Annotated in this window: 17 protein-coding genes and 1 pseudogene; 15 read left to right on the top strand and 3 right to left on the bottom strand. The window is 57.8% G+C overall.

The features are described 5' to 3' along the window. The first annotated feature begins 32 nt into the window (after nucleotides 1-32). Genes NZ705_08460 through NZ705_08500 form a run of 9 tightly spaced genes read left to right on the top strand, consistent with a single transcriptional unit; the run spans nucleotide 33 to nucleotide 6748 of the window. A complete protein-coding gene (locus NZ705_08460; protein MCS7292983.1) occupies nucleotides 33-281 on the top strand; it encodes a Ycf34 family protein in 249 nt (82 codons plus the stop codon). Then, nucleotides 278-868: a tRNA (adenosine(37)-N6)-threonylcarbamoyltransferase complex dimerization subunit type 1 TsaB gene (gene tsaB / locus NZ705_08465; GenBank protein ID MCS7292984.1), complete on the top strand. Its 591-nt coding sequence runs from the start codon at nucleotides 278-280 to the stop codon at nucleotides 866-868. The genes NZ705_08460 and tsaB overlap by 4 nt, the downstream gene beginning before the upstream one ends. Beyond that, nucleotides 868-1350, top strand: coding sequence for a nitrate reductase associated protein (locus tag NZ705_08470; GenBank protein MCS7292985.1), 483 nt, complete (start codon nucleotides 868-870; stop codon nucleotides 1348-1350). The genes tsaB and NZ705_08470 overlap by 1 nt, the downstream gene beginning before the upstream one ends. 52 nt (nucleotides 1351-1402) lie before the next feature. Further along, the gene (locus NZ705_08475) at nucleotides 1403-2314 is read left to right on the top strand and encodes a LysR family transcriptional regulator (GenBank protein ID MCS7292986.1); all 912 of its coding nucleotides are present in this window, start codon (nucleotides 1403-1405) and stop codon (nucleotides 2312-2314) included. Beyond that, complete coding sequence (locus NZ705_08480) at nucleotides 2295-3341, top strand: anthranilate phosphoribosyltransferase family protein (GenBank protein MCS7292987.1); 1047 nt, start codon at nucleotides 2295-2297, stop codon at nucleotides 3339-3341. Before NZ705_08475 ends, NZ705_08480 begins: the two co-directional genes overlap by 20 nt. Further along, entirely contained in the window at nucleotides 3335-4507 is a 1173-nt protein-coding gene (locus NZ705_08485; GenBank protein MCS7292988.1) for a molybdopterin molybdotransferase MoeA, read from the top strand. The genes NZ705_08480 and NZ705_08485 overlap by 7 nt, the downstream gene beginning before the upstream one ends. Further along, entirely contained in the window at nucleotides 4508-5464 is a 957-nt protein-coding gene (gene moaA, locus NZ705_08490) for a GTP 3',8-cyclase MoaA (GenBank protein MCS7292989.1), read from the top strand. A 2-nt stretch (nucleotides 5465-5466) separates the two neighbouring features. Continuing rightward, complete coding sequence (gene moaC, locus NZ705_08495) at nucleotides 5467-6519, top strand: cyclic pyranopterin monophosphate synthase MoaC (protein ID MCS7292990.1); 1053 nt, start codon at nucleotides 5467-5469, stop codon at nucleotides 6517-6519. Beyond that, on the top strand, nucleotides 6497-6748 hold the full coding sequence (locus tag NZ705_08500) for a MoaD/ThiS family protein (GenBank protein ID MCS7292991.1): 252 nt from the start codon (nucleotides 6497-6499) through the stop codon (nucleotides 6746-6748). Before moaC ends, NZ705_08500 begins: the two co-directional genes overlap by 23 nt. Here NZ705_08500 and NZ705_08505 read toward each other — a convergent pair. Beyond that, nucleotides 6723-7178 carry a molybdenum cofactor biosynthesis protein MoaE gene (locus NZ705_08505; GenBank protein MCS7292992.1) on the bottom strand — a complete coding sequence of 152 codons (456 nt, stop codon included), beginning with the start codon at nucleotides 7176-7178 and terminating at the stop codon, nucleotides 6723-6725. The two genes, NZ705_08500 and NZ705_08505, sit on opposite strands and share 26 nt — an antisense overlap. Nucleotides 7179-7330: 152 nt before the next feature. Between NZ705_08505 and NZ705_08510 the strand changes: the two genes are divergently transcribed. The 6 genes and pseudogenes from NZ705_08510 (at nucleotide 7331) to NZ705_08535 (ending at nucleotide 15834) form a co-directional block, all read left to right on the top strand. Then, nucleotides 7331-8887 (top strand): ferredoxin--nitrite reductase, encoded by a 1557-nt coding sequence (locus tag NZ705_08510; protein ID MCS7292993.1) that lies wholly within the window; start codon nucleotides 7331-7333, stop codon nucleotides 8885-8887. 12 nt (nucleotides 8888-8899) lie between these two features. Beyond that, complete coding sequence (locus tag NZ705_08515; protein MCS7292994.1) at nucleotides 8900-10222, top strand: ABC transporter substrate-binding protein; 1323 nt, start codon at nucleotides 8900-8902, stop codon at nucleotides 10220-10222. Between the two features lie 4 nt (nucleotides 10223-10226). Continuing rightward, nucleotides 10227-11051: a nitrate ABC transporter permease gene (ntrB, locus tag NZ705_08520; protein ID MCS7292995.1), complete on the top strand. Its 825-nt coding sequence runs from the start codon at nucleotides 10227-10229 to the stop codon at nucleotides 11049-11051. A gap of 4 nt (nucleotides 11052-11055) precedes the next feature. Further along, nucleotides 11056-13038: a nitrate ABC transporter ATP-binding protein gene (locus tag NZ705_08525; GenBank protein MCS7292996.1), complete on the top strand. Its 1983-nt coding sequence runs from the start codon at nucleotides 11056-11058 to the stop codon at nucleotides 13036-13038. Further along, the gene (locus NZ705_08530) at nucleotides 13026-13823 is read left to right on the top strand and encodes a nitrate ABC transporter ATP-binding protein (protein MCS7292997.1); all 798 of its coding nucleotides are present in this window, start codon (nucleotides 13026-13028) and stop codon (nucleotides 13821-13823) included. Before NZ705_08525 ends, NZ705_08530 begins: the two co-directional genes overlap by 13 nt. Further along, nucleotides 13816-15834 (top strand): annotated as a pseudogene (locus NZ705_08535) (nitrate reductase). Before NZ705_08530 ends, NZ705_08535 begins: the two are co-directional and overlap by 8 nt. Before the next feature lie 46 nt (nucleotides 15835-15880). On the opposite strand, the gene NZ705_08540 reads toward NZ705_08535, so the two are convergent. Further along, a complete protein-coding gene (locus NZ705_08540) occupies nucleotides 15881-17266 on the bottom strand; it encodes a hypothetical protein (GenBank protein MCS7292998.1) in 1386 nt (461 codons plus the stop codon). Nucleotides 17267-17281: 15 nt separating this feature from the next. After that, nucleotides 17282-18819, bottom strand: a 1538-nt coding sequence (csx2, locus tag NZ705_08545; GenBank protein MCS7292999.1) for a TIGR02221 family CRISPR-associated protein, incomplete at its 5' end; no start/stop codon positions are given.

Raw genomic sequence — 18819 nt, forward strand, 5'->3', positions numbered from 1 at the left:
GTTACATTAGACATAAAGTTGGGGTCAACGCCATGTGTATTTGTGTCAATTGCGCCTACGTGGACCAGTGCATCACCTACCACGAGGTGGAACGCCAGCATCAACAACCCCATTTGACGGACACACCTACCTTTGCGCCGGTCTCCCCTACGATTAATGTCAACATTCGCTCCCGGGGCGAGGTGATTGAAATGGAGTGGGACGTGGTGGGCTGCGAGTCATTTGCGCTGGATAAAGGCCGCTGGAGTCGCCTACGACCCGGTGAACCTGTCCCCACATGAGGTTGGCCCTGGGGCTGCACACCGCCGGGAGTGTTATCGGGATAGCCGTTGGCTCGTGGGAAACCCAGACCTGGCAGGAGCGCTATATCACCGGCGGCGATGCCCTGCAGCAGTTCCACATGGAGCTGGCAGTGCTGATGCAGCCCTACGATTGGTCAGCAGTGGACTGGATTGCCGTGACGCGGGGACCAGGTTCTTTCACAACTGTGCGCCTGGGACTGGTGACAGCGCGGACGCTTGCCCAGGAGCTCAACGTTCCCCTGTTTGCTCTTTCGACGCTGGGGGTGGCCAGCTTTCTGACGCTAGAACCGGTGGCTGTCTCTTGGCCGGCAGGTATGGATTTAGTTTATGGGGGCATTTATCACCGGGGCATCGCGCTGCAACCGGACCAGGTGTACAACCGCTCTGATTGGCAACGCCTGCTCCAACAGTGGCCGCCACCCCTGCAGGTGATGGAGGACGTGCATACGCAAGCGCCAGTGCGGGCCTTGCTGACCTGGGCAACGGAGTTGTGGCGGCAGGGACAACGGCCCCATTGGTCCCAAGCCTTGCCTTTCTACGGACGTTCGCCCGTGGAGAAAGCCTGATGCTATTTCAATTCGAGCAGGACTTTGTGGACACCTTGCGCTGCATCCCGATGGTCGTGCGCTACAAGCTGGATGTCTGCGGCGTGAAACTGAAACTCCAACACTGGCACCGGTTCACATACGCCCAGCGGCTCTGGCTTGTCCAGGCACCTTGTGATACAGCCCCAGAGAAGGCTCGTTACCGGGAGCAATTGCGGGCTTGGGTGACGGAGTTAACAGGAGCGCCACCGGCTGACCTGCCTGTTCCCGACCCCTTGCCTTGGGAAAGCGACGGGATTCCGACTGCTATCCTGCGGCAATTGCAAACAGTCGGGCAAGCCCCTTTCGATGAGGAGCAATGGCGTCGTCTGTCGCCCCTGCAACGTTTTGCCTTGCTGAAACTGAGCCAGCCAGGGCACGAAAATCGCAACTTTCTCCCCGCCCTGCGCGAATTCGGTCTGAGCCAGGAAAACTGTATTCACGAACACGATGCGCCCCCGTGACCTTCGGTTATGGTGAGATTCCGGTTCAGGGGACAGTCATTTTTGCCAGAGCATGCGTCTGGAGCAGTTGCAGTCGTTTTTAGCGGTGGTCGAAACTGGGAGTTTTCAAGCCGCCGCCAGCCGGTGTGGCCTGAGTCAACCGACGATTAGTCGCCAGATTCAAGCACTGGAAGCGGATTTGGGGTTGCCGCTGCTGCACCGGACAGGCCCCGTCAAACCCACCGTCGCCGGTCAGGTGTTGCTCCCCCATGCCCAAAAAATCTGGCGGGAATGGCAGACCGTCATGACCGAATTGCAGGCGCTCCAGCGGGGTGAACAGGCGGAGGTGTGTGTGGCGGCCATCCATTCGGTTTGTAGCCATCTGTTGCCCCAGTTACTGCCCCGTTTCCATCAGCAATTTCCTTGCACGCAACTGCGGGTGACGGCGCTGGGGAGCGACCGGGCATTGAAGGTGCTCAAAGATGGGCTGGTGGATGTGGCCATCGTCATGGCGGAGCGTCATCTGCTCAAGGAACCCGAGTGGTGGGTGCAGTCGCTGTACCGGGAACCTGTGCAGATTCTCATGGCCAGTGACCATCCCCTGGCGGCGCGCTCGCACTTGACCTGGGCGGAATTGGCACCATACCCCCACGTGGTGTTCAAGGACGGCTATGGGATGCGGCGCTTGGTGACCCAGGAATTTGCCCGGCGGGGATTGACCTGGCAGGCGGCAATTGAATTGAATACACCAGAAGCCTTTTTGTCGGTGATTCGCCACAGCCGGATGCTGGCCGTCTTGCCCCAATCGGCGCTACAGTCGGCAAAGGATGACCCAGCCTTAGCGGTGCGCCCATTTGCGCCTGGGGAACAGCCTCCCCTGCGGGAAGTGATTGCCATCACCACCCAAGACCGGCAAACGATACCCCCTATTGCCCATCTCATGGCCTTGTTGGCCCAGGCGACGCATGAGCCGTGTGTTTCGTGAATTGCTCAAAAAAATTGGCAGCGGTGAGCACACCCACCAGGACTTGAGCCGGGATGAGGCCTGCTTGGCGCTCAAACTCATGCTCACCCAAGAGGCCACCCCAGCCCAGATTGGAGCGTTTTTGATTGCCCATCGCATCAAGCGCCCTACGCCCGCAGAATTGGCCGGGATGCTGGATGCTTACGATGAATTGGGTCCTAAGCTGGCGCCAATTGACAGTCTTTATCCCGTGGTGGTGCTGAGTCAACCCTACGATGGCCGCGACCGCACCGTTCCCCTGAGTCCCGTGACGGCGCTGGTGCTGAGTAGCGTGGGAATACCGGTATTGCAGCACGGGGGCGAGCGCATGCCCACCAAAGAGGGCACACCCCTGGTGGATGTATGGGACGGCTTGGGGATCAACTGGCGCGTGCTATCGCTTGCGGGAGTGCAGCAGCTGTTGCAGCAAGGGAGGCTGGGGTTTGTGTATGTGCCTAGGCATTTCCCGTTGGCCTATGGGCTGGTGCCCTACCGGGAACAGATTGGCAAGCGTCCGCCCATCGCCACGCTGGAGCTGGTTTGGTGTCCCTACGCCGGAGTGGTGCAGCTGGTGGCCGGTTACGTCCATCCCCCCACCGAAACCATCATGGCGGCGGCATTGCAGATGCGGGGACTGGCGCACTTTGTCACTGTCAAGGGGTTGGAAGGGAGTTGCGACCTGCCCCGCGACCGGACGCCGATTGTGACGGTCTATCACCAGCAAACGCCGGAGCGCCTGCGCCTTAATCCCGCCCACTACGGCCTGTACGGCGGCAACCCCCGCTGGGTGGACCTGGAAAGCGCCATCAAGGCCATGCAGCAGGTACTCCAGGGAGAAGCCAACGAACTGCACGCCAGCGTGGTGTGGAACAGCGGTTTTTACCTGTGGCAGACGGGATACGCCCCCGACCTGGAAAGTGGCCTGACCCACGCGCAGGAACTGCTCCGCAGTGGCCGGGTGTACCACCATCTCCAAAAGCTCCAGCAGTTGGCAGCATCCCTATGTTGACGGTGGAGCAGGCCACAGCTCGTATCTGGGAGCATCTGCCCGATTGGGGGAGCACCACCCTGGCGCTCGATACGGGGGTAACGGGCACACTGGCGAGTCCCGTGGTAACCGACCGCCCCTACCCACCCCTGGACCGGGTAATGATGGACGGCATTGCCCTGGTGTGGTCGCGCTATCAAGGGGGGCAGCGGGTTTTTCCCATTACTGGTACGGCAATCGCAGGACATCCCCCTGTCGTACTTGCAGACCCCCAAGCGTGCATCGAAGTCATGACCGGTGCGCCGTTGCCCCAGGGATGCGACCTGGTGATTCCCTACGAGTACCTGGACATCAACGGGTCAGTGGCTACCATTGTTCGTCCCCAGGACTGGCCGCCCTATGCCCATGTGGACCGGCAAGGGAGTAGCGCGCCCGCCCAGCAGGAAGTGCTCGCGCCGGGACACCGGTTAAAGCCGCCCGACTGGGGCATTCTGGCGTCCCTGGGCTACACGCGCGTCAATGTCCAGCGTTTCCCCCGCACCCTGATCATCAGCACCGGCGATGAGCTGGTCGCCCCTGACGTTTCTCCCCAGCCCTATCAACTGCGCCAGTCCAATCCCTACGCCTTGCGAGCGGCCCTGCGGCAACACGGTTATCCAGATGTGGACGTGCTGGTGCTTCCCGACGATGAAAATAAGCTGCGGGCGGTCTATGAGCAAGCCAGCCAGGACTATGACCAACTCATCTACACCGGCGGCATCTCCCAGGGGAAGCGCGACCTGTTGCCGAAGTTGTGGCGGGAGATGGGTGTGACCTGTTACGTCCAGGGGGTGCGCCAGCGGCCAGGCAAACCCCTGTGGTTTGGGGTGGACCACCAGCGACAAACCGTGGTTTTTGGGTTGCCAGGAAATCCCGTCGCCAGCCTGGTATGTCTCTATCGGTACGTCCTGCAGTTGACGCCCCGCTACGGCAAGCTCACCGAACCTGTAGTGTTTACACCGCCACTGACGTACTTTCTGCCGGTGCGGGTTCATTACAGTCCCCAGGCCGACATTTGGGTGACGCCCCAGCCGGTGAAAAACTCCGGGGATTTTTTGGGCCTGGCTGGTACAGATGGCTTCATCGAGTTGCCCGCTGAGCGGAGTGAATTTGGCGTGGGTGAGTGTTTTCCGTTGTATGGTTGGTAAATGATGGGGCCAATCAACCAACCACTCATTGACCCCCAAGGGCGGGTCATTCGCAAACTGCGGCTATCCCTGACCGACCGGTGCAACTTGCGCTGTCGTTACTGCATGCCCCCTGACGCCGAATTTCTCAGTTCCGACCGCTATTTACAGCCCAATGAGTATCGAGACATCGTTGCTGAGTTGGCTGAACTCGGTATCCAGCAAGTGCGACTAACGGGTGGCGAACCCCTACTGCGCCGGGAATTTCCAGAGATCGTGACAGCGCTGGCAACGATTCCCACAATTGAACTCAGCCTAACGACCAATGGATTGCTTTTAGAACCCCATTTATCGCTGCTGAAAAATGCCGGCATTCACAAGCTCAATATCAGTCTTGACAGCTTGCAAGCTGCAACATTTCATCGCATCACCTACGGCCATGCCCTAGAGCGCGTCCTACAGGCCATTGCGCAAGCAGTGCAACAGGGTTTTCAGGTCAAGCTCAATATGGTGGTGATGCGGGGCTGGAATGACCATGAGCTGGTTGACATGGTGGCCTATGGCAAACAATTGGGTGTGGAAGTGCGGTTTCTAGAACTTATGCGAGTAGGCTATGCGTGTCAGTTACCCCAAAATGCCTTCATCAGCGCCCAGGAAATGCTGGCCCGTTTACAAGAGCACTATCAATTAACGCCCATCCCCAGTCCCCGGGATAGCACCGCTTTTCGGTTTAGAACGTCTTGTGGCGCTACGATTGGGTTTATCGCATCCGAATCGCAACCTTTTTGTGGGCATTGTTCGCGCTGGCGCTTGTCTGCCGATGGGATATTGCGGGCCTGTTTATTTCGGGAAGAAGGGATTGCGTTGCGGGGGATGAACGCACAGCAGCGCCAGCAGGCTTACCAGCAGCTTCTGGGGATGAAACCAGCGGTGCGGGGCCAAACGGTTAGCCATGCCATGTATCAAATAGGGGGGTAAAAATGTTTTCGCATTTACACGCGCGTCAGCAGCCGCAGATGGTGGATGTGAGTGGCAAACCAATCACGGAGCGCCGCGCTGTGGCTCAAGCGATTGTGAAACTGCCAGCCCCCTTTCTGGCCTATGTCCAAAACAGTGACCTTCTATTAGCGAAAGGCCCCGTTTTACAAACAGCCATCATTGCCGGGACAATGGCGGTGAAAAAAACAGCCGACATGATTCCCTTTTGTCATCCCTTGCCCATTGCCAGTTGCCGTTTTGAGACCGACATTTGCACCCAGGCGCAGGGCGTTGAAATTCGTTTGCGCTGTGAAGTGAAAACCACCAGTCAAACCGGTGTAGAAATGGAAAGTTTACACGGGGTAAGCATAGCGGCCTTAACCGTCTATGACATGTGCAAATCGGTGAGCCAGGAAATTGTGATTCAAGAACTTAAATTACTGGCTAAAAGTGGTGGCAAGCAAACCCTGGGACAATATCCCCTGTATGGATTGGTGCTCACCGGCGGCAAGAGTCAACGCATGGGCCAGGACAAAGCACTGCTGAGTTATCACGGCAAGCCCCACGCTCAATATCTCTACGAATTGCTGCAAACCTGTTGTGAGCGGGTCTTTTTATCCGCGCGACCAGGGCAATGGCACGGCACCCCCTTGGCGGAACTTCCCACCCTGACGGATGCCCTGCCAAGCGACGGTCCCATGAGTGGTTTACTGACCGCGTTTCGAACGTATCCCCGGGTGAATTGGCTGGTGGTCGCCTGTGATTTGCCCTATCTAAACCGGGACAATTTGGCGCCCCTGATTGCCCATTACCGCGAAGATGTGGTAGCTACTTGCTATCGCCATCCCCAGGCCCATTTTCCCGAAGCGTTGTGCGCGATTTACACACCCCAGGCCCTAGCGGTTTTTGAGCAGGCGTATCACCAGGGAGAACGTTGTCCGGTGCGTATTCTGTCCCGATCCCCCTGCCACCTGCTTGACCCACCCGATGCTCAAACCACCACCAACATCAATACACCCGAAGAATACGCCCATGTCTGCGCTCAAACCCGTTAAATTGACCTATTTTGCTGTCCTAGCCGAGCAGGCGGGTCTTGCTGAGGAAGTGCGCTGGACAACCGCAACCAATGCCAGCCAACTCTACCAGGAACTCCAAGCAACCTACGGTTTTACCCTGCCCCTTTCGCATGTCAAAGTAGCTATCAATGACGAACTGGTAGCGCTCGAACAACCCCTGCAAGCCCATGACCACGTTGTGTTTATTCCGCCGGTTGCTGGTGGGTAGTGAGACTGCAACAATTCACCCAAATAGCTGAACCATCGGCGTAGTGTTCCTTTTTCCAAATCGGCAAACGGCGCTTGATTTCGTCAATGATGTACATGGCCCCTTGAAATGCTGCGCGCCGGTGCGCCGCCGTTGCTCCTACCCACACCGCTACATCGCCCACCTGCAGGGAACCGTAACGATGACAGGCGACCGCGCCACACAGGGCAAAATTCGCAAGCGCTTCTTGCAAAATCCGTTCCCCTTCTTTGATGGCCAATTCGGGGTAAACCTGGTACGTCAGCGCCGTGACCACCTTCCCGCTGTGGTGATTGCGCACCCACCCAGCAAACGTCACACAAGCTCCAGCCGCCGGATTGACCAGTAACGATGTCAACTGCTCCGGGTCAATGGGCTGCTCCGTCAGACTAAACCAGCAGCGTTGTTCCATGACTTCATCCTAATGCACCGGTCAGGTTATGCAGTTTTGTTATTTGCATGATGCATTTTTTGCATAGCGTATGACAAAAAGTAGCAGTGTTTACAAATCGCCCTATTGATTCTTTTGACAATGGATTGCCAACTTCTGAGCGACGGCGGACCATGAGCAACAAATTTGAAGCCATCAAGCGCGAAAAAGACGGTCTCAAGGTCAAGGAGGAAATTGCAGCATTTGCCCGGATGGGTTGGGAGCAAATTCCGAAAGATGACCTGGAGGTGCGGCTGAAGTGGTTGGGGGTGTTTTTTCGACCGGTGACGCCAGGGCGATTTATGCTGCGGTTGCGCCTGCCCAACGGCATTGCTACCAGTGCACAACTGCGTACCTTGGCCCACATCATTAACCGTTATGGCGATGAAGGAAGCGCCGATATTACAACGCGACAAAACCTGCAATTGCGGGGGATTGTGATTGAAGATTTACCAGCCATTCTCGAGGCGTTAGAAAACTGTGGCTTGACATCCGTGCAATCAGGGATGGATAACATTCGCAATTTGACTGGTTCGCCCACGGCTGGTATCGATGCCAGTGAATTAATTGATACCCGTCCCCTGCTGTATGCCTTACAAGCCCTATTTACCAATCATGGTCAAGGCAATCCGGAATTTACGAATCTCCCCCGTAAATTCAATATCGCCATCGAAGGCACCAGGGATAATTCGGTGCATGCAGAAATTAACGACCTGGCTTTTGTGCCAGCGGAACGGGAAGGGGTTTTGGGATTCAACGTGCTGGTGGGGGGATTTTTCTCGGCCAAGCGCTGTGACGCTGCCATTCCCCTGAACGCCTGGGTGCCGCCGGACGCAGCAGTGATTGAACTCTCGCGCGCGGTGGTGGAAATTTTCCGGGACCACGGGTTACGCGACAACCGCCAAAAAGCTCGCTTGCGCTGGTTGATTGACGCCTGGGGCATTGAGCGGTTTCGGGAAGCGGTGCAGGCCAAACTGTCATTTCCTTTATTAACCGCAGCGCCTACCGACTTGATTGACTGGGACAAGCGGGACCACATTGGCGTTTATCCCCAAAAACAAGCGGGGTTCTATTACGTGGGACTGCACGTGCCGGTGGGTCGCTTGCAAGCGAGTGACTTGTTTGAGCTCGCCCGTTTAGCCGAAGTTTATGGTCAAGGGGAGGTGCGGTTTACGGTGGAGCAAAATGCACTGATTCCCCACATTCCCGAGAGCAAGCTGGCGGCTTTTTTAGAGGAGCCGTTGTTGCAGAAGTTTTCTATCAATCCAGCTCCCCTGCAGCGGGCGGTGGTGTCCTGTACAGGCGCGCAATTTTGCAGCTTCGCCGTTATCGAGACCAAGCAACGGGCGATAGCGCTGGCAAAACTGCTGGATGCTCAACTGGAGTTGCCCCGCCCAGTGCGCATTCACTGGACCGGTTGCCCTAACTCCTGTGGTCAACCGCAGGTGGCGGACATTGGTTTGCTGGGCACCAAGGCCAGAAAGGACGGCCAGATGGTGGATGCCGTGGACTTGTACCTAGGGGGCAAGGTGGGCAAGGACGCGCGCTTGGGCACCTGTGTGCGCAAGGGCATCCCCTGCGATGAGTTGCCAGAGGTGCTCACGGAGTTGCTGGTTACCCAGTTTGGCGCGCGCCCCCGTTCACCGACAGCGATGCCGCCATCACCCCAAATTTTGATGACCCATTCCTAGAAGGAGACTCCCATGATGCACAAACTTTCTCGCCGACAATTTCTCATCACTTCGGGCCTGACAGCCGCCACAACGGTACTGGTGCATGGGTGTGGCAACCCCACGACTTCTGGGGGTAATAACCCGCAACCCGGGCCGGTTGCTTCCACGGAAACGCCAGAAGTGACAACAGCCAAGCTGGGGTTTATTGCCCTGACGGATGCGGCCCCCGTCATCATCGCCAAGGAAAAAGGCTTTTTCGCCAAGTACGGGATGCCGGATGTGCAGGTGGTGAAACAAGCGTCCTGGGGCGTCACCCGCGATAATTTGGTGCTGGGTTCCGAAGGCGGCGGCATTGACGGGGCGCACATTCTGACACCCATGCCCTATCTCATCAGCGCTGGGGTGGTCACCGGCGGTAAAAAAGTCCCTATTTACATCCTGGCGCGGTTGAACCTGAACGGTCAGGGGATTGGCATCGCCAATGCCTACCGGGATTTGCGGGTGGGGATTGACGCCAAACCCCTGAAGGCGGCCTTTGCCAAGAAACGCGCCCAGGGCCAGGAGGTGAAAGTGGCGGTGACCTTTCCAGGCGGCACCCATGATATGTGGATGCGCTACTGGTTAGCGGCTGCTGGTATTGACCCCACCAAAGAAGTTTCGGTGATTGTGGTGCCCCCGCCCCAGATGGTGGCCAATGTCAAGACGGGCACGATGGAGGCGTTTTGCGTGGGCGAACCCTGGCCGTTGCAGGCGGTGAATCAAAAAGTCGCTTACAACGCTGCCACCACGGGGGAATTGTGGAAAAACCACCCCGAAAAAAGCCTGGCGATGCGCGCCGATTGGGTGGATAAGCATCCCAAAGCGGCCAAAGCCCTGTTGATGGCGGTGATGGAGGCCCAACAGTGGTGCGACCAGGACGAAAACAAGGAAGAAATGTGCCGTATCTTGGCGAAGCGCGACTGGCTCAAAGCCCCCTACGAGGACATCATTGACCGTTCCTTGGGCAAGTTTGACCTGGGCAACGGCCGCACGTTTGCAAGTAAAGACCTGATGATGAAATACTGGCGCGATTTTGCGTCCTATCCGTTCCCGAGCCACGAGTTGTGGTTTTTGACGGAAAACATCCGGTGGGGCTATTTCCCTGCGGATACAGATACCAAGGCGCTTATCAAGGCGGTCAACCGGGAAGACCTGTGGCGAGAAGCAGCGAAAGCACTTGGGGTGCCGAACGACCAAATCCCCCCATCCACATCACGCGGGGTGGAAACCTTTTTCGATGGGGTGGCGTTTGACCCCGACAATCCCAAGGGTTATCTCCAGGCGTTGAAAATCAAAGCCATTAAGGAGGCGTAGGACGATGGCGAGTCGGATGCTAGTGCAGCAACGGCGTGCCCCGGTGTGGATGCAACATCCCTTGGTGCGCAAGGTGGGCTTGGGATTCGTGGGCGTGCTGCTTTTTCTCCTGGTCTGGCAACTGCTGGTGCTCCTGGGACTGCTGAAGTTACCGGCGCCCACGCAGGTGTTTGCCGATACGCGCGAACTGATTTTGCACCCTTTCTATCGCGGTACGGGCAACGATGCTGGCATTGGCTGGCAAATCCTGTTTAGCTTGCGGCGGGTGGCGCTGGGGTTTTCGTTCGCGGCCATCGTGGGGGTCGCCATTGGCATGGTGATTGGGGCCAGTCCCCTGCTCTACGACGCTTTTGACCCAATTTTGCAGGTGTTGCGCCCGGTGCCCCCCTTGGCCTGGTTGCCGATTTCCCTGGCGGCGTTCAAGGACAATGAACCGGCGGCGGTGTTCGTGATTTTCATCACGGCGGTCTGGCCCATCATCATCAACACGGTGGTGGGGGTGCAACAAATTCCCAGGGACTACCGCAATGTCGCCCGCGTCTTGCGCTTATCGAAGTGGGATTACTTCTGGCATGTGATGGTGCCGGCAACCGTGCCCTATGTGTTTACGGGGTTGCGGATTGGCATCGGGCTGTCGTGGCTGGCGATTGTGGCGGCGGAAATGTTGATTGGTGGGGTGGGCATCGGCTTTTTCATCTGGGATGCCTGGAATAGCTCGCTGATTAGTGAAATCGTGATTGCCCTGTTCTACGTCGGTCTGGTGGGGCTGGTGCTAGACCGCTGTGTGGCCTATCTGGGCAAGTTCATCACCAAGGGAAGCGAGGTCTAGGGATATGGCCAAGCCGCTGATTGAAATTGACCACGTGGACATGGTGTTTACGTTGCCGGATGGCCAGCGTTACCCCGCGCTCAAGGACATTCACTTGGAAATTCACGAGGGGGAATTCGTGGCACTGCTGGGACACTCCGGTTGCGGCAAATCCACGCTGCTCAATATGGTGGCGGGTTTTCTGCGGCCCACTGCCGGCGGGGTGGTGCTGAGAGGTCGCCAGGTGACGGAACCAGGACCCGACCGGATGGTGGTGTTTCAAAACTACTCGCTGCTGCCCTGGAAAACGGTTTACGACAACGTGGCGCTGGCGGTCCGTGCAGTGTTTCCCCGGTTGAGCAAAGCAGCGCAACACCAGCGCATCCAAACGGCCCTGGAGCAGGTACATCTGTGGGGCGCTCAGCACAAGTACCCGGCCCAACTTTCGGGGGGGATGCAACAACGGGTAGCGATTGCGCGGGCGCTTGCCATCACGCCCCAGGTGCTGTTGCTGGATGAGCCGTTTGGCGCATTGGACGCTCTGACGCGGGGGAGCTTGCAGGAGGAACTGATGGCGGTGTGTCAAACCGTGGGCATGACCTGTTTGATGGTGACCCACGATGTGGACGAAGCGCTGCTGCTGGCGGACCGGGTGGTGCTGTTGACCAATGGCCCCAACGCCCGCATTGGCCAGATACTGAAGGTGCCGTTTCCCCGCCCCCGCAGCCGGCATGAGGTGGTGCATCACCCCAGTTACTACACGTTGCGGCAACAGGTGGTGGACTTTTTGCAGCAACAACGCCGGCGTCGGGCGGTAGCGGTGCGTTCTGCGGCTGGGACGGGAACGCGGAAGGTAGCGGTGGGATTTTTGCCCTTGACGGACTGCGCGCCCCTGGTGGTGGCCCAAGCGGAGGGCATCTTCGCCGAGTACGGTCTGGAGGTAGACCTGTGCCAGGAAAACAGTTGGGCGGATTTGGCCGAGGGGGTGCTGTCGGGACGGTTGCAGGCGGCGCAGATGTTGGCCCCGTTGCCCTTGGCGCTGGCCGTTGGCTGTCAAGACCAACCCCCGCAACCGGCGCTCAAGGTTCCCCTGGTGCTCAGCCGCAATGGCAATGGCATCACGGTCAGTCGCGCGCTGTATGAACAAGGGGTGACGGATGTGGCCGCCTGCAAGGACTACATCGCCCGCACAGGTGAGCGCCTGGTGTTGGGGGTGGTGCATCCGGCGTCCATGCATAACCTATGGTTGCGGTATGCCCTGGCCAGTGCAGGGATGGACCCGGACCAGGATGTGGAACTGGTGGTAGCGCCGCCAGCGCAGATGGTCTATTACCTGGAGGCGGGGCATCTGCATGGGTTTTGCGTGGGGCAACCCTGGAACACCTACGCCGAACGCCGGGGCCTAGGCAAGTGCATCAGCACCAGTCTGGATTGGTGGGCCGGTCACCCGGAAAAAGTCCTGGCTGTCCATCGCGGCTGGGCCAATGCCCACCCCGATTTGGAAGTGGCCCTGGTGAAAGCCCTGATGCGGGCGGGTGAACGTTGCGACATTCCCAAACAACGCCCGGCCATTGCCGAGCTGCTCAGTCGCCCGGAGTACTTGCATCTGGAACCTGACCTGATTCGTCCGGGCTTTGCCGAACCCCTGGCGACCGAATCCCACTATCCCCGGCTGCACCAGTTTGCGGTTGGCCAGGCCAGTAGCCCCTTGCCCGCCGAAGGGGTTTGGATGTTGACCCAGTTGGCCCGCTGGGGATTGACGCCGCTGCCCCAAAACTGGTGGGAGGTGGTGCATACCGTCTATGCACTCGACGTGTTTATCCAAGCGGCGCAAGCGTTGGGCCGTCCCGATACGATTCCGGAGCGGCGGCAATTTGCCCTGGCCGATGGGGTGCTGTTCGATGCCGATAACCCCTTGGCCTACCTGGAGCAGTTCCCCATCCGCCGCGCCATTGACTATCGCACGGTTTGTCTAGTTGAACGGGAGGAATCTCCATGCGTACCCTAGTTGCGCCCACCACGGCAACCCATCTCCGTCTGGAAAACGTCACCAAAGCCTACGGCAAGCACACGGTCTTGACCAACGTTGACCTGGAGATTAAAACCGGGGAGTTTGTCTGTGTAGTGGGCCATTCCGGCTGCGGCAAGACCACCCTGCTCAACCTAGTGGCCGGATTTACCCAGCCCAGTAGCGGGTGTGTGCGTTTGAACGACCGCCCCATTACGCAACCTGGCCCTGACCGCATGGTGGTGTTTCAGAACTATTCCCTGTTGCCCTGGCTGACGGCCTACCAAAACGTTGACCTGGCGGTGAAAGCTGTTTTTCCCCAGCTCTCCCCTGGCCAGCGGCGGCGCATGGTCTATGAGCACCTGGAGCTGGTGGGACTGCAGGACGCAGCGCACAAGTATCCGGCGCAACTGTCCGGGGGCATGAAACAGCGGGTGGCGATTGCGCGGGCGCTAGCCGTCCGTCCCGAAGTGTTGCTGCTGGATGAACCCTTTGGGGCGCTGGATGCCATCACCAAAGAGGAATTGCAAGACCAACTGTTGCACATCTGGCGTCGCCATCAGGCCACCGTGCTGATGATTACCCACGACATTGATGAAGCTTTATACCTGAGCGACCGGCTGGTGCTGATGACCAATGGGCCGGCGGCCACCATCGGCGAAATCCTGGAGATTCCTTTTACCCGTCCCCGCCATCGCCAGCGCCTGCAAAACGACCCCCACTATTACCGCCTGCGCAACCACATCCTGGAATTTCTCTACGAGCGCTTTGCGCACCATGAGTGACGCCGTCACCAAAACCCTGTGTCCCTACTGCGGCGTGGGGTGCGGGTTAGAGGTCGTCGCAGGCGCTAAAGTCCGAGGCGACCGGGCGCATCCATCGTCGCTCGGGATGGTCTGCGTCAAGGGGGCAACGGTGTTGGAGGCGTTGGACAAAGACCGGCTGCTCTATCCCCTGTACCGGGCGTCTCTAGACCAGCCGTTTGCCCGCATCTCCTGGGACGCAGCCCTGGACTTGATCGTCGAGCGCATCCGCCAGGTGCTGCACACCACAGGACCCGACGGTATTTGTCTTTACGGTTCAGGGCAATGGCAAACCGAGGACTACTACGTGGCCCAAAAACTGGTCAAGGGCTGCCTGGGTACCAACAACTTCGACACCAACTCGCGGCTATGCATGTCCAGCGCTGTTGCGGCTTACACGGCTAGTTTTGGGAGCGATGGGCCGCCCTGTTGCTATGCCGATTTGGAACACACAGATTGCGCGTTCTTAATTGGCACCAACACCGCAGAATGCCATCCTATCGTGTTTAATCGCCTGCGCCAGCATCACAAAAAACATTCCCACGTGAAATTGGTCGTGGTGGATCCCCGCCGCACCGCAACCGCTGCCGTTGCCGATTTGCACTTGGCGATTCGTCCAGGAAGTGATATCTACCTGCTGCACGGCATCGCCCACCTGCTCATTGCGTGGGATGTGATAGACCACCGCTTCATTGCCCAGCACACGACGGGGTTTGCGTCGTACCAGCAAATCGTCAAGAAGTATCACCCCCAGCTGGTGGCGGACGCCTGCGGGATTGACCCAGCCGCGCTCGTGCAAGCAGCCCAGTGGTGGGCGGAATCCCAAGCGGTGTTGTCCCTGTGGTCCATGGGCATCAACCAGTCGCGGGAGGGAACCGCCAAGGCCCAGAGTTTAATCAACCTGCATCTTTTAACGGGACAAATTGGCAAACCAGGAGCGGGGCCGTTTTCCCTGACCGGGCAACCCAATGCCATGGGCGGGCGGGAGACGGGGGGACTGGCCCATCTGTTGCCGGGGTATCGGTGGGTGACCAACCCTGACCATCGCCGGGAGGTAGAAACTCACTGGCAATTGCCGCCGGGGTCGATATCCCCCCAGCCTGGTCGCACTGCTTGGCAAATCATCGAAGGACTCGAAACCGGTGCCGTCCAGATGCTCTGGATTGCCGCCACCAATCCTGCTGTGAGCTTACCGCATCTTGAGCGCGTGAAAGCAGCGCTGGCCCGCTCGCCGTTTACGGTTTACCAGGACTGTTATTTCCCCACCGAAACTAGCGCCTATGCCCATTTGCTGTTGCCCTGCGCCCAGTGGGGGGAAAAGACAGGGACCATGACCAACTCCGAACGGCGAGTGACCCTGTGTCAGGCCTTTCGCGCACCGCCAGGAGAGGCCAAAGCCGACTGGGAAATCTTTGCCGAAGTGGGTCGTCGCTTGGGTTTTGCCCAGCAATTTGCCTTTCACACGAGCGCCGAGGTGTTTGCTGAATTTGCCGCGCTCACCCAGGGCCGTCCCTGTGACCTTTCGGGGATGAGTCACGAGCGGTTGGCGCGTTTGGGTCCCCTGCAATGGCCCTGTCCAGCGGGTTGCACCGATGCAGCAGTGCGTCAGGACAAACGCCTTTACACCGACCATCGCTTTTTAACCCCTGATGGCCGCGCCCATTTTGGCCTGGCCGATGCGCTGGGGGTTGCTGAAGTTCCCGATGACGAATACCCCCTGGTGCTGACCACTGGGCGGCTCTACGGGCATTGGCACACCCAAACCCGCACGGGACGCATTCCCAAGATTCAGCAAATGCATCCCCAGCCTTTCGTGGAAATTCACCCCAGCGACGCCGAGCGATGGGGCATTACCGATGGCGCTCTCATCACCGTGACGTCTCGCCGGGGTACCGTGCAGTTACCCGCCAAAGTCACCCCCGACATTGCACCGGGCACCCTGTTTACACCCATGCACTGGGGCGCGCTCTGGCATCCATCCGCTGCAGCCAACGCCTTGACCCATCCTGTTGCCTGTCCCACGTCCCAGCAACCGGAACTCAAAGCCTGCGCCGTGCGGATTGCCGCAGCCACTCCCCCACCAGCAGCCAAAACGCCAGAACGCCCCCCGTCAGACCCAGCACCGGCCACAGGCCCCACACGTGAAGCAAGACAGGAGCCGCCGCTGTGAACAAGCCACCCCCCACAACCGGTTCAAACAGCAGTTGCTTGTAGGCAAAACTTTCCAGCGCGCCTGAACGCAGGTCGGGGTCCACCATGCGCAACAACAAAATCCCTGTCGCTGTCACCCCCATGGATTGCCCCATGTCAACAAGGCCCCTTTCAAACCAGTGGTCTGGGAAAATGCGGGGGGCGTAGTACAAGAAAAGCAGGACATTCCAGAGAATTCCAGCGGCACTCAGCAACAGAAATGGGCCGATATTGGTTCCGATAGCAACCAGGGAAATGGACGCCAGGGCTGCCACAATCAAGGCATCCAACGCCGACCCGGCAATCCGTTGCACCAAAGGCCGGATAATCAAGCAGTCCAAGCCCAGCCATTCCATTCCTATCTGCACCAGCATCCCACCAATGAGGGCCATCGGGAAGAGGGGGACATAGGCCATCACTTTGAAACCGCTGGCGCCCCACGTGCGATTTTCCAGCCCAATGAGTCCCTGGAGCAATAGCCAGCCAATAACAATCGCTAGGCCAACAAACCCTAGGTTCAGCGATAGGGGGTCAATCAGCAGATTGCTCATCAATCTGGCTCGCTTTTGCTTGACCGCTGGTGTCTCGTGGTCAGGGAACAGTTCCACCAGTATCTCTGGGTCCTGCACCTGGGTGGTGAAGTGTTGGATGTAGCCTTGGCGTCGTCCCCAAGCGGCGAGAGCCGTACCCGCGATAATTCCCGACACAATCCCCACGGTTGCTAAAGCCAACGCCAAATCTGGCCCATCGGTAAATCCCAATTTTCGCAACGTTTCCGCCATCCCCGCCGCCGTGCCATGTCCCCCTTCAAAAGTCATTTCAATCAGCGTTGCACACAGCGGGTGCGCGTTGAACACGGGTATCAGTAGCAATCCTGTTAGCAGAATGCCCACCACATACTGGCCCCAGGCGAGGGCTTGACCGAACACCACCTGCGGCGCCGCTTTTCGCCAGATGACTGCCGGTGTGGGAATCGTCTCCCCGAGAAACAGAGCGGCAAACACGATATTGATAAACAGGCCAGGAATTTGCCGCCAGACTTCGCGAATCGCCGGCGCTACCACTCCCAACTGAACCAGAACAAGGGCAAGCACCCCCGCCACGATGGATTCGGGCAAGTAGAGCTTCTGCAACCACTGCAGGCGATGCTTGAGGTAGCGACCCGCCAGCAGCAGCAGGGCAATCCCCACAAACCCGAAGAAGACGTCCCTAAGCGTCAACTCCGCCCCACTCACCGTTCAGAGATATGGCTAAGCCGGACAATGGTCAAAGATCAACACCCGCCCTGTTACCGGTGAATCGTAGCACAATCGCCGCGCGACCCCATGTAACCCATGAGCAATTGCCAAATACATCCAAATCGGCGCTTGACCCGTCAGGATAACGTCCTTGCCTTGGCCGGCTAACTCCTTCGCTCGAGCAATGTAGTCCGGTAACGCTTCTAGCTTTGCGGTGCCTTCGTAGAGAGTCCCCAGGTCAATGACAACCTGGTCAGTCCCAAGTTTTTCTAAGGACGTGCCTTCCAAGAGTGCTTGCAACCACTCAGGAATCTGTTGCGCTCTTTTGCTAATAGTCTTCGCATCGCTGCGGTCTTTTCTCATTCCGCCATGGGCGACATCATTGCGCAATTCCCTAAGTGCGTTCCACACTTTGGCTATTTGGCATGCATAGGGCTTTGTTCGCAGCCAAAGTGGTACATCGGCTTCTTTACTTTTGTCTTTCTTACACCATAGCTCTACGGAAGCTCCTAATGCTTTTTCCATGTTCTCACGTTCGTCAGAGTTCAGCCAATTGCCCTCCTCCTGAACTAGAAACATCCAACTTACAACCCACTCTCGCGCTAGGGTAATTGCCTGTACCACCAAGCCTTTTTGCAAGCAGTAATTGATGAGCGCCAGTTGGCAGCGCAATTGCTGTTTACTTAAGTCCTTCGGTCTTTCATAGGCTAGGGGTTGAATCTCCTGTTGCACTTGTTCAACGATCACAGCAAATGGTTTAGCCCATCGTTGAAACTCTTGTTGGGCATTTTGCAATTCGGGCAACAATTGCTGAGCAATTTCCATAACATCTAATGGTCGCACCAGATAGAGCGCTTGCGTCCATTGGCTCAATCTATTGGCAACCCGTTGCAAGTGGTAAGGGCGTTCATCTCCTTGGGGTTGTTTCCAGAGTTGCCGATGAGTTTGTTCCATACGCTCAGCCAATACTCGCGCATCGCCCCGCTTAAGCAGTGCCTCTGCCCCTCCTAGCCAATCCAACAGATCAAGAATAGATGTCAAGTCAAACACTGGCGCTTGGTCTTGCGGTTCAGGGGGGTCTCGAAACGGTTGCCGCGCCTCATAAGCTCCGTAAAGAATGCGTTCGACACAAACATCCTTTGTCCGTCGTAGGTAGGCCGCCACCGCTAGCGCCAGCATCGGTAACGACCGAAACGCGTGGGTTACATCTAGCAGCAGTTTTTCTTGCAATTGAATACTCTCAGTAATCTGGTCAAAAATAGTCCACAAATCATCTGGGAATTTACCGTCAGGAATGTGGATTAATTCAAGGGTTTTGCCTTGCTGACTCAAGGTCTTTTGAAATGCTTCGTAATTTGGTTTGCCCCTGCCTTCTAACACTTCTTGGGTTGCTGCTAGTAGGATACGTTGCGGCTGGAAAAACTCACAAGCAGCAATAGGAAACAAATGGGTTTGACACTGTTTTTCCTGTGTCCCGTCCCACCAGCAGTAGGTAACAGTTCTGTTACTACCCGTGCCAAGAAAAGTCAGTAAGGTAGTCATGGTTTCCA

It is taken from the genome of Gloeomargarita sp. SKYB120 (genome assembly GCA_025062155.1).
Classification (GTDB): Bacteria; Cyanobacteriota; Cyanobacteriia; order Gloeomargaritales; family Gloeomargaritaceae; genus Gloeomargarita.